This is a genomic window from Neobacillus camarae (genome assembly GCF_054950115.1).
In genome coordinates this window covers 194,183-206,186 of record NZ_JBUCKX010000002.1, presented here as the reverse complement: position 1 = coordinate 206,186, position 12,004 = coordinate 194,183, and the positions used below count along the sequence as shown (strand labels likewise).

9 protein-coding genes and 1 riboswitch are annotated in these 12,004 nt (G+C 42.4%); of the genes, 6 read left to right on the top strand and 3 right to left on the bottom strand.

Annotated elements, in window-relative coordinates; all coding sequences use genetic code 11:
• Positions 1 to 39 precede the first annotated feature (39 nt).
• The 4 genes from ACY8D0_RS08740 (at position 40) to ahpF (ending at position 4,179) form a co-directional block, all read left to right on the top strand.
• Positions 40 to 867, top strand: coding sequence for a TetR/AcrR family transcriptional regulator (locus tag ACY8D0_RS08740; protein ID WP_462410129.1), 828 nt, complete (start codon positions 40 to 42; stop codon positions 865 to 867).
• 78 nt (positions 868 to 945) lie between these two features.
• A complete protein-coding gene (locus tag ACY8D0_RS08735; RefSeq protein WP_462410128.1) occupies positions 946 to 1,650 on the top strand; it encodes a DUF421 domain-containing protein in 705 nt (234 codons plus the stop codon).
• A gap of 422 nt (positions 1,651 to 2,072) precedes the next feature.
• A complete protein-coding gene (gene ahpC, locus ACY8D0_RS08730; protein ID WP_462410127.1) occupies positions 2,073 to 2,636 on the top strand; it encodes an alkyl hydroperoxide reductase subunit C in 564 nt (187 codons plus the stop codon).
• A 13-nt stretch (positions 2,637 to 2,649) separates the two neighbouring features.
• Positions 2,650 to 4,179: an alkyl hydroperoxide reductase subunit F gene (ahpF, locus tag ACY8D0_RS08725; protein WP_462410126.1), complete on the top strand. Its 1,530-nt coding sequence runs from the start codon at positions 2,650 to 2,652 to the stop codon at positions 4,177 to 4,179.
• 68 nt (positions 4,180 to 4,247) lie between these two features.
• On the opposite strand, the gene ACY8D0_RS08720 is transcribed toward ahpF, so the two are convergent.
• Entirely contained in the window at positions 4,248 to 6,143 is a 1,896-nt protein-coding gene (locus ACY8D0_RS08720) for a zinc ribbon domain-containing protein (protein ID WP_462410125.1), read from the bottom strand.
• A gap of 256 nt (positions 6,144 to 6,399) precedes the next feature.
• Here ACY8D0_RS08720 and ACY8D0_RS08715 point away from each other — a divergent pair, with 256 nt between their 5' ends.
• Positions 6,400 to 7,629: an MFS transporter gene (locus ACY8D0_RS08715; protein WP_462410124.1), complete on the top strand. Its 1,230-nt coding sequence runs from the start codon at positions 6,400 to 6,402 to the stop codon at positions 7,627 to 7,629.
• A gap of 49 nt (positions 7,630 to 7,678) precedes the next feature.
• Here the strand turns inward: ACY8D0_RS08715 and ACY8D0_RS08710 are convergent, their stop codons facing one another.
• Together ACY8D0_RS08710 and ACY8D0_RS08705 are read right to left on the bottom strand one after the other, a co-directional pair.
• Positions 7,679 to 8,692 carry an aromatic ring-hydroxylating dioxygenase subunit alpha gene (locus ACY8D0_RS08710; RefSeq protein WP_462410123.1) on the bottom strand — a complete coding sequence of 338 codons (1,014 nt, stop codon included), beginning with the start codon at positions 8,690 to 8,692 and terminating at the stop codon, positions 7,679 to 7,681.
• Positions 8,693 to 8,708: 16 nt separating this feature from the next.
• Positions 8,709 to 10,076 carry a nucleobase:cation symporter-2 family protein gene (locus ACY8D0_RS08705; protein ID WP_462410122.1) on the bottom strand — a complete coding sequence of 456 codons (1,368 nt, stop codon included), beginning with the start codon at positions 10,074 to 10,076 and terminating at the stop codon, positions 8,709 to 8,711.
• A 138-nt stretch (positions 10,077 to 10,214) separates the two neighbouring features.
• Positions 10,215 to 10,316, bottom strand: a riboswitch (purine riboswitch).
• 202 nt (positions 10,317 to 10,518) lie between these two features.
• Between ACY8D0_RS08705 and guaD the strand changes: the two genes are divergently transcribed.
• The gene (guaD, locus tag ACY8D0_RS08700) at positions 10,519 to 11,886 is read left to right on the top strand and encodes a guanine deaminase (RefSeq protein ID WP_462410121.1); all 1,368 of its coding nucleotides are present in this window, start codon (positions 10,519 to 10,521) and stop codon (positions 11,884 to 11,886) included.
• Positions 11,887 to 12,004: the final 118 nt, after the last annotated feature.

Genomic DNA, 12,004 nt, shown 5'->3' with positions numbered 1-12,004 from the left:
CATTTGTCAATTAAAGGACTATAGGAGCAGATGTTTACGATGATGAAAAAACAGTTAATTATGGAGAAAGCGTTGGAGCTCTTTGCCAAGCAGGGATTTGAAGCGACATCCGTCCAACAAATAACCGATTATTGTAGTATTTCCAAAGGGGCTTTCTACTTATCCTTTAAATCAAAGGATGAATTGATTTTCGCTTTAATAGATTATTTCTTAAGTGAATTCATTTCTGATATTGACTGCTCAGTCAGAGGCGCGGATAATGATATGCTTTTATTCCGTTTTTATTACACCACCTTCGATTCGTTTCAAAAGCACTCTGATTTTGCGAAAATACTTATGAAAGAGCAATCCCATACATTCAATAAAGAATTGTTTTTAAAAATGCGTTATTATGACGGATTGATGGAAAGCGTCATTTTATCGATGGTGGAACGGCTGTACGGAGAAGCAATTGAAGATATCAAATATGATTTAATGTATTGCATCAAGGGATTTATGAATACTTACACACAATTTTTCCTATTCTATAATCTGCCGTTTGATATTACCTTGCTGTCCAATTCACTAGTGGAAAAAACAAACCTGTTGGCACTGCAAACAACCATACCGTTCATCTCTAAAGAAATGAATCACATGATCAGACAACCCATGGAGGATAAAATAACCAAAGACCAGCTGCTGATATTATTGGAGCAAAAAGTGGAGGAACTGGAAGAATCAATTGAAAAAGAATCACTCATCCTTTTAAAAGACCATCTAGGGGAACCGGCCTTTCCTCCCGCCATCATAGCAGGACTTCTAAAGAACATCCAAAACCACCCGCACTGTAAATGGCTCGCCTTCCTGCTCCGCCAACACTTGGGGTGAGGCAGGGACCCTTAGGTTAATTCACAACCTTCGGGTTAAACTATGGGTAGTTTAACCCGGTAAAAGGATGTGTCTTGAATGAACTTCATTCAAAGCCAAGAATCGCTTACTGTCATCCAGTGGGTACTACGGGCCGTAGTTGGATTTGTCTTTTTAATGGTGATTGCAAGAATTTTAGGCCAGCGCGCCATTTCCCAATTGAGGCTGCTTGATTTTGTCATTGCTTTGGTGATTGGGGATGTGATAGCCCACCCGTTATCAAACGAAGAACATAGTTTTAAAGGGGCCATGATCACAACATGTGTGCTGGTGGTTTTATACCTTATTGGCATCTATCTTGTTTTAAAGTTTCCTGGTATCAGGAAACTGATTACCCCTCCAGCCATTACGGTTGTCAAGGATGGAAAAATCCTTTATCACGGATTAAAGAAGGCTAGGATATCCCTTGACTTATTATTGGAACAGTTGCGGGAGCAAAAGGCGGAAGATATCAAAAAAGTGGCTTTGGCGATTTTCGAGGCAAATGGAAAAATCTCTGTGTTCCTTGACCCAAAGTATGAACCTATTACCCCAAATGCCTGTAAAATAGAAACAGAACCTTTCAGCTTGCCGCGGACGGTCATTAAGGAAGGGAAAATCATAACGGAGGAGTTAAACCAGTCTCCAAAAACCAAGGAATGGGTCATCTCCACGTTGCAATACGAATATCAGACTGAAGTACATAATGTTTTGCTTGCCACTCTAGATAATGGAAATAATTTAAAGGTTTTCTTCTATAAATAAGGGGAGGCAGCAAACAAAACACAGCGGCCTTGTTGTTGATAATGAGATTGTTATCATTTACATGGATAATTCTCATTTACACTATTTAAACAGTAACTATACACAAATTCATATTGGACTGCGCAATGAAACCATAAATATCCCGTTTCCCGCTTATCAAGCGAGAACACACGGTACTCTTCGTTTTATCATTATATGAGTATACCATTTATATTAAAGCGTTTTCAAAAAAACGCTTAGTTTTTTATAGTTTATATCTATTTAAAATAACTATCTTTTTATTTGACAAAAACAATATAGGATATCTATAATAACTAATATAAATTAATAATAATTTTAGATAAGCTGGTCCATACTAGTACTAACGGTAGTGGTCAAGCTATCTATTATATTAAATATCATCTTATAGGAGGAATTTCATAATGTCTTTAATCGGCAAAGAAGTACAACCATTTTTAGCACAAGCATTCAAAAACGGTGAATTCATCGAGGTAACGGATGCAGATTTTAAAGGCCATTGGACTGTTGTCTGCTTCTACCCTGCAGACTTTACATTTGTTTGCCCAACTGAGCTTGAGGATCTTCAAGATCAATACCCAGCCCTTCAAGAGCTTGGCGCTGAAGTATTCTCCGTATCAAGGGATTCTCATTTCACTCATAAAGCATGGCATGAAACTTCAGAGGCTATCGGCAAAGTGACTTACGGCATGATTGGTGACCCTGCCCATGTTCTTTCCACTCAATTTGAAGTGTTAAGAGAAGGCGAAGGCGCTGCTGACCGCGGTACATTCATCATCGATCCAGACGGCGTGATCCAAGCTGTTGAAATCAACGCAGACGGCATTGGCCGTGATGCTAGCACATTAGTTGATAAAATCAAAGCTGCACAATATGTGCGCAACAATCCTGGCGAAGTTTGCCCTGCTAAATGGAAAGAAGGAGCTGCAACACTTAAGCCAAGCCTTGACCTAGTAGGTAAAATTTAAGGAAGTGCTATAAATGATATTAGAAGCAGATATTAAGGCACAATTACAACAATATCTCCAACTTTTAGAAAACGAGGTATTGCTTAAAGTCAGTGCCGGCACAGATGAACTATCAAAGGACATGCTAGCTCTAGCTGATGAGCTAGCTGCCATGTCCTCCAAAATAAAAGTAGAAAATGCTACTCTTCAAAGAACGCCAAGCTTTAGTGTCAATCGCCCTAGCGAAGACACGGGAATTGCTTTTGCCGGTCTTCCTTTTGGACATGAGTTCACCTCATTTGTTTTAGCCCTGCTTCAAGTAGGCGGCAGAGCTCCTAAAGTTGACCAAAGCTTAATCGACCGTGTGAAAGCCATCAAAGGCGAATATCACTTTGAAACGTATGTATCCTTAACCTGCCACAACTGTCCTGACGTGGTACAAGCTCTGAATGTCATGAGCGTGCTCAACCCTGGTATTACCCATACCATGATTGACGGTGGTGCATTCAAAGAAGAAGTCGAAAACAAAGGCATCATGGCAGTGCCAACTGTTTTCTTAAACGGTGAAAACTTTGGCAGCGGCCGGATGACACTCGATGAAATTCTTTCTAAGCTGGGAAATGCCCCAGATGCATCAGAGTTCACCGATAAAGAACCATATGATGTATTGGTTGTCGGCGGCGGACCTGCCGGTGCTAGTGCAGCGATCTATGCGGCACGTAAAGGCATCCGCACAGGTATCGTGGCTGAGCGCTTTGGCGGCCAGATCCTTGACACACTCGGCATTGAGAACTTTATTGGCACAAAATATACAGAAGGTCCTAAGCTTGCAGCTACCCTTGAAGAACATGTAAAACAATACGAAGTGGATATCATGAATTCACAGCGTGCTGCCCGTTTAGAAAAGAAAGACTTGATTGAAGTTGAACTTGAAAACGGCGCTGTTCTAAAGAGTAAAACTGTCATCCTTTCAACCGGTGCCCGCTGGCGCAATATTGGCGTCCCTGGCGAAGCCGAGTTCAAGAACAAAGGCGTGGCTTACTGTCCTCACTGTGATGGCCCACTGTTCACTGGTAAAGACGTAGCTGTTATCGGCGGCGGTAATTCCGGGATTGAAGCGGCCATTGACCTCGCAGGCATAGTCAAGCATGTAACTGTGATTGAATTTGCCCCAGAGTTGAAAGCCGATTCTGTCCTGCAAGATCGCCTGTACAGCCTTCCTAATGTAACGGTCGTCAAGAATGCTCAAACAAAGGAAATTACCGGAACTGACAAAGTTAACGGGATTACCTACATTGACCGTGAAACAGGAGAAGAACATCATGTTGAATTGCAAGGTGTATTTGTTCAAATTGGCCTTGTACCAAATACCGAATGGTTAGCTGACACGCTTGAACGCACTCGAATGGGGGAAATTGTTGTCGATAACCGTGGCACGACCAGCATTCCTGGTGTATTTGCCGCAGGTGACTGTACAAATAGCCCCTTTAAGCAAATCATTATTTCTATGGGATCAGGTGCGACCGCAGCTTTAGGCGCTTTCGATTATCTGATCCGCAATTAAATCATCCTCATATAAAAAGGGCTGCCGTTTAAGTTTAGGCAGCCCTTTTTATATATACTTAAGCTAGATTAATTGACTTGCTCATCCGATAACATCTTGTTAATCTGTGGTTTTCCATTATTGATGACAACCAGATAATTGCTCTTAAATGTTTTATTTGTTACAGAGCCATCGTCATAAGTGATTTCAAAAGTTTCTTGTGATGCAACATTATAGGTATTATCCCCATTTGGCGTGACGGAAATATCCTCTACACCCAACAATTTCTCCTTAATGTTTTTATTATAAATATAGGAGGTGTAGTCTTTTTGACTTTTATATTGCAGACCATTGGGATCCAAATAAGGTTCAGCCAGCGTAAATCTATTGCTATTATAGGAATCTACGCTCGTTTCAAAATACTCTTTAATAAAATCCTCAAGCATGGAAGCATCATCCGTTCCCCCGGCTGCCTCCGTCGTTCCGCTTGATGTATATTGAACCGGATTCTCCACGGTAATCTCCTTTATTTTTTTATCATTAAATGAATACGTGTCTTTTCCGTGATTGACTAGCCATTTTTTGGTCTTTTCATCATATACGACCGTGAATGTAAAATCATCCGTCGTGTCTTCCAATTCAGGCGTTTCTCCCGTTTCATAGGTGCTCTCATTAAACGTTCCCTCCGCATTGACTGTTACCTTCCAGAGACCCTCTTCATATGCCGTGGTAAAACTATTTAAATCGAACTTCATGGCTTTAAATGTGCCTTGGTATAAGCTCCCTGACGATACGAATTCATCAATATTTTCCGCCCTGTCCTCTTTCCAGTCGTCGGTTACCGTAGTAAACTTCGTTACATCATCATTGACTAAGGCTTGAAGTTCTTCCTGCTTGTACTTCACAATTTGGTCCATAATGTCTTTTCTTGTAGAATCATCACTTACTAAACTAAGGGACACTTCCGATCCCTTAATAGGCACTTCTTCCGTTTTCACTTTACCCCATGGCATTTCGGCCGATACAGATAATTTCATCGAACCATCCGTTAAAACTGGACCAAAGGTGTAATTTTTAAAAGGGTTAATACCAACGTCTTTTCCGTTTATGTACAATTTTCCCTTGTAGTCCCGGCCCGACCCGCCTTCGCTTTGTCCGAGATCAATCGTGACATCTTGGCCATCCAGTGTTAAATCGACCGATGCCTTATTCCCAGTGTTAATCAGTTTAATCTCTTTCTTGGTCTTTAAGTCAACGAATTTGGATTTTAAATCCGCTTTGGCTTCATGAATGCCAGGAAGAAAAGGCCCTACTGTGGTTTGATAGTCTTGGGATTTGGCCTCGCCGACTTTCTTTCCATCCACATATAGTTTTGTATTTTTATAATTTGTGCTTACGTTCAAATAGACCGTGTTGACATTTAATTTATAACGATTAAAAAATAAAAGTTTGCTATCTTTGTCGAGGCCGATCATATCTTGGTTGAGAAAATCACTGGCCAAATCGGTTAGCCCTTGTCCTGGGGAGTTATCATTTTGGTCATAGAGTTTGGCTTGCATGCTTAAGTCTTGGAAAAGATCATTTATCTCATCAGGATTTTCTTTGTAGTATTTTAACAGACCTTTAACGGAATTCTCGTCTATTTTCGCTTTTGGGTCGTCAGAACTCAATAGGCTGGCTGCCTTTTTAGCGTCGTTATCGATAAGCGCAGTGTGAAATTGATCAATTAACCGGTCTTTTGAGGTAAAGGCCGACAACGCCTGATATCCACCAAATAAAACAACCAATGCGGTTCCTGAGGCAATCATGGCGATTTTTGCCTTTCTGCTCAGCGGCTTTCTTGACTCCTTTTGTGTTACAGGAGTGTGGTATGTATTTTCCGGCAAATCAACGTCGGCATTCGTGACTTCAACCGGGGTGCCGCATCCGTTGCAAAATTTCGCATGCAAATTCAATTCTTTGCCGCATTCCTTACAATATTTCATTTTTGTGATTCCCCCATGGTGTATTTTGCTATAATAGTTGATGGAAAAAAGATATCCAACAATAGGTAATTAAAACTATAAACTTTGGGTAAATAAGAAAAATGTACTAGTTTTACCACAGGCTATTTTACCAGCATAGGTCTTAACAATAAATAGAAATATGTTCCATTTATTAAATAATAGCTTAAAAGTTTCCAAGACAATAAATGACAAAAGAACACCATCGTCACCACAAGTCACCATCTGGAGGAATGTTTTGAAAAACAATCAGAAAATCAATCATTTCATCTTATTAATCGTCGTCTTTGGCGGTTTTCTTATCTTTGGCTTATCGGAAAATATCAAGGGGCCCGCGCTGCCGGCCATGCAATCGGAATTCTCTCTGAATGAGTCCCAGCTTGGTGCCCTGCTTGCCCTTAATTCACTAGGATATTTGGTGGCATGCTCGTTTACTTCTATCCTTGCCGATCGTATCGGCATTAAATATACAGGGATTCTCGCCTTTGCCTCGATGGCCTTGGCTGGCTTCTTCATGTATCTGTCCCAAGGTTATCTATCCTTAACCGCTTCCTACTTTTTGCTTTATTTAGGGAACGGGATCCTCGAGATTGGCCTTGGAATCATGGCTGCCCGCATATTCACTAAAAACACCGGAACCATGATGAATTTGGCCCACTTTTTTTACGGCCTCAGTTCTATTGGGGCACCGATCGTGGGGGCCGCCATGATGGGCTGGCACACATTTGGGCATGAGCTTGGATGGCGGGGGATGTATTTGGCTATTCTTTCTTTATCCATTTTGCCGATTATCCCCTCTCTTGCGGGAAAGTTCCCTGGAGAACATCAAAGCACAGCGGAAACAACATCCTTCCGCGGCCTGTTTCGGGATCCGATTGCCTGGCTGATTGTGCTTGTGCTTTCGTTTGGGGTGGTTTCTGAATTGGCTGTAGGAAGCTGGCTGGTCTATTTTTTGGAACATGCCTATGATTGGTCTTTAAAAAAAGCATCAGGCATGCTTTCCCTATTTTTCCTATTCTTTACCTTGTCCCGTTTGTTTGCAGGACCCATTACGGACAAACTGGGCTACACGCTTTCCATCATGCTGTTTTCCGCCTTTTCCGGCATCTGCAGTTTAGCTGCCATTGTCATTGGAGAAACCGGGGCCATTCTATTTGCCATTGCTGGAATCGGAATTGCCCCTATCTATCCTACCGTAATGGCGCTGCTTGCTAAACGTCATGCCAAAGGGGTCGGTACAGCAATTACCTTTACAGTCACTCTTATGGGCATTGCCAGTGTGCTTGGGAATTTCCTCATCGGGTTCATTATTGATTTTGTGAATAAGTTTTTTGGAAAAACCCTTGGGAGCGAACTTATCGGCCTTCAAGCAGGTTATGTATTTATTGCTGCAATGGCGTTGCTCTGTTCATTTTGCTGTATATTTTTATACAAAATGCTGCGGACCCAAAAAGAGACGGTTATCTAAAGACATAAAAAAGGGCAGGATTTTCTGCCCTTTTTTCATGGTGTTTTTTTTATGAATTTACAAACGTTTTCTTTTGCTTTTCCTCACTGATCGGGACAGTGCCGGTCTCCACCCCAAGCTCATCCAGCCATCTGCGGTAGGCAATAGCCAGCGCATCCGATTTAAGGTGCAGTTCAGCTTGCAAGTCTAATGGGAGAAGCTCTGGTTTTTGGCTTTCCACAATCGCTAAATCTTGATTAAAGATCATATCTTGAAATTCAATGAACGGTTCATCAGGCTTATCCAAGTCATAATTTCTCGTTAACAGCATAAAGGCCGTCGAACGTTCTTCATCTTCCTGGTTGACAACAGCCAAAATGGTGAATGCCTCATCCAATCCATCTGTCGTTTTGGTAAACCGTGATGTTAATGGATTCAAGATTTCATACACATAATTGGCATACCCTCCCTTTGACCGTCCATCCGGATTCGGCTGGTACACAGGGATTGAACTAGTAATATACCGGTTATCGACAAACTTAACCTCATAATCGGCCACTTCCGCATGGTCTTCGTCACCTAACATCCCTTCATGAACAAACATAAGATGAGAAACATCAAGGAAATTTTCAATCAGTCTTGGTGCATTGGCTTTTACTTCATAAGGTCCGCAAATCACTGTGTGATACCCGTCTTTATCATATTCAGGATATGAAATAACCGGCTCTGGATTTTCACCTAGGTTGACCCAGATTAGACCATATTGTTCCTGGCAATGATACACGACAGCCCTCGCTTTTTTGGGAATGGCCCGGCCCGCTGGCAGCGCCGGGATTCTCGCACATGTCCCTTCACAATCATACTCCCAGGCATGGTAGGCACAAGTTAAATTCCCGTTCTTTACCTTTCCCAGCGATAGCGCTGCGCCCCGATGGATACATAGGTCTTTAAACGCATGTACCCCTTTTTCATTACGAAAAATAACCACCCGTTCGCCAAGGACAAATACCTGTTTGGGATCTTCCGACAAATCCGCTGCTATACAGACTGGATGCCACTGATTCCATAAACTGTCCTGTTGCATTATAAATCGACTCCTTTTAGTTTAAGTTCACGCCCGCTTCACCCGGTAAGCTGCTGTCTTCAAGCTTTTGCGGAAGCACTAAATTGAGTACTAATGCCGTAATCGCTCCAATTGCCGTACCTGAAGACATTAAATAGGTAACTAAATGTGGCAGCCCGTTTAAAATATTCGCTGGCATCATCACCGCAAACATGGCAACCATAATCGATACTCCAATCACAAGCATATTTCTTTCAGTGAATGGAACTGCCTTAATGACTTTAAACCCGTTCATCATAATGACCACACAAAGAATCGCAAATACGCCATTCACCACAACAGAAGGGATACTGGCAATAACGTTCATCAGTTTCGGCATCATCCCCAGCAAGATTAAGATTACACCACCGGCAAGAATCGGTTTACGGCTTTTTATACCCGTAATCGCGATGATACCAGCGTTGGAGGAATAACCGGTAACAGGTGTTCCCCCAAAGAAAGAACCAATAAAACAGCCTATCCCTTCACCAAGCGCCCCGCCATTTAATCGTTTATCATCCAACTTCTCATCCGTTACCTTGCTGACTGTAAACCATGTGCCAGTTGTTTCAACCATTACGATGAAATAGATGGCCAGCATGATCAAAATGGCGTTTAAATCAAATTTTGGTGTTCCAAATCCAAAGATGGCCGGCATCTGAAACCACGCTGATTTCCCTACCGAGGAGAAATCTACTAAACCAAAAAACGAAGCAGTGATTGACCCGATACCAAGGGCAAAAATAACAGCTGCCACTTTGATATATTTTAATTTTGTTTTTGCTTTTTCCCCCACATACATACACACCACAAGGACCGCGGCGGTCACAAACGCTACAAAGATATTTGTATTAAAGTTCCCTGGGGCAGTATAAATGGAATTAATCGCACTAGGCATAAGGGAAATCCCCACAATAACAATGACGGTACCCGCTACAATCGGCGGAATAAACTTCCTGACCGCTTTACTGAAGACACGGAGTGGATAGCCCAATAGTGACAATAGCAGGGCCCCTGGGATTAAGCTCCCAATCATCGCTCCCACACCGGATGTGGTCCCAATCGCCGCAAGCGCGCTTAACGGAACAAAGGACGGCCCCTGCATAACAGGAAGCCTCATCGCAAACCCGGCTTGAATAATTGTGGCAACCCCGCAAGCAATAAAAGTCATTTGAATTAACAGAGCACTATCGCCTACTGAAAACGATAATAAACCGGCTAAAATAATTGGCGGAATAAAAAGATCCATAGCCAAAACATGCTGAAGCCCTAAAAAGACAGATTGCAAGATTGAGATATCTTGCGATTTTTCACTAACATTCTTGTGAACCTTCCCCTTTTCCAGCTTTCTAGCGGTACTTTCCATTAAAAACACCCCTGTTCGTTTTAGTATTTATTCATATAACCAAAGCCACCATGAAAAAAAGCCCAGGGCACACGCTTTCCACAACACCGAAAAGCATGTACCCCGAGCTCTTACCTTCGAAATACGAAAGAAAAGGATCCTTTTCTCTCTGCTTTTCATAGTCGGTTCATTTACGGTAAACCGGTAGAAACTTGCAGGCCCTATCCCCGCGATTATATGAAAAATCATATTTATTTTTTGAATGAAGTAAGTATAGCATGAACATTACTAATTGCAAGTATATTGTTACAAATCATAACACGGTAAATAGGACAAATAGCCCACAAAAGGGGCTTAGAATAAGAATTTCCACTACATAAAATTTTTCCGTGTTTTTTATGGACTAGCTCACTTTTATGCCCTATAATGAACTAAAAATACGAACGATATGGTGTTGATTTAGGTGGAATATACGTTAATTTTTAAAGGAACAGCTTTTACCAGCCAGTCCCCTTCAAAGGTGGACATATTAAAAGATCATTTATTCTGTGTGAATTCAAGCGGGACGATTGAAAAAGTGGTTTCGCCGGAATGTGCGGAGTATCAACTTTTGCTAGAATCCTATGAAGGCAAAGAAAATTTCCATCGCTTAGCTGAAGGCCAATATTTATTGCCGGGTTTTGTTGATTTGCACGTTCATGCCCCGCAATGGGCACAAAATGGAACAGCCCTTGACCTTCCGCTCCATGACTGGCTCCATAGTTACACATTTCCACTTGAAGCTAAATTTTCAAACTTGGACTTTGCAAAAGAGGTCTATGAAGATTTGGTGAGTACTTTACTGGCAAACGGAACCACGACAGTGCTGTATTTTGCAACGGTTCATAAAGAAGCCAGTTTATTGCTTGCCGAAATTTGCGCCCAAAAGGGGCAGCGTGGGTTAGTAGGAAAAGTCGTCATGGATGACCCTGCACAAAATCCATCCTATTATCGGGATTATGATACAGAAACGGCCTTACGGAATACGGAAGAATTTATCCAGGCAGTCAAAGAATTAGGGAAACAGGCGAAACAAGGGGTATATCCGGTTGTGACGCCGCGGTTTATACCCAGCTGTACTGATCAAGCCCTAATAGGGCTGGGTGCCCTTGCCGCGAAGTACCATGTACATGTTCAGTCCCATTGCAGTGAAAGCGACTGGGAACACCATTATGTCCAAGAACGATTTTCGAAGCATGATGCTTTTGCATTAAATGACTTTGGCTTGCTCGGCCAAAAATCGGTCATGGCCCACTGCAATCACCTTTCGGATGATGATGCTGCATTATTCGCTGAAACTGGTACGGCGATTGCCCATTGTCCTTTGTCAAATGCCTACTTTGCCAATGGCGTGATCCCGATTGCACGGTTTCAGGAAATGGGAGTGGATATCGGACTAGGAACAGACATTTCCGCCGGTGCCACGCCAAGCCTTTATGATAATGCTAAGCAAGCGGTTGTGGCTTCGAGAATGCTCGAGGACGGTGTCCATACTGCCCTTCCGGCTGAAGAACGCGGCGCGGCAAATTCACGCATTACCCTTAACGAGGCCTTCTATTTTGCGACAGCAGGCGGCGGGGAAAGCCTTAGCCTGCCAATTGGACGTATCCAAGAAAACTATGCATGGGATGTTCAGGTGATTGACACCAAAGTGCCAACTGCAAAGCTTCCCATCTTTGATTCTAATGAAAATTTATACGACATCTTCCAAAAAATTATGTATAACGTTCGCCCAGAAAATATACGGGAGGTCTGGGTACAGGGTGAAAAGGTTGCGGATAGGCAACTTTAGCTTGCTAAAGCAGGCTGACTTACGGAAAGAGTAGGACAACTTGCGCATAACACAAGCCTATTGGGGCGGATAGACAGCTTTTACTTGCGATTGACAAGCTAATCCATTCCCGCAGGCT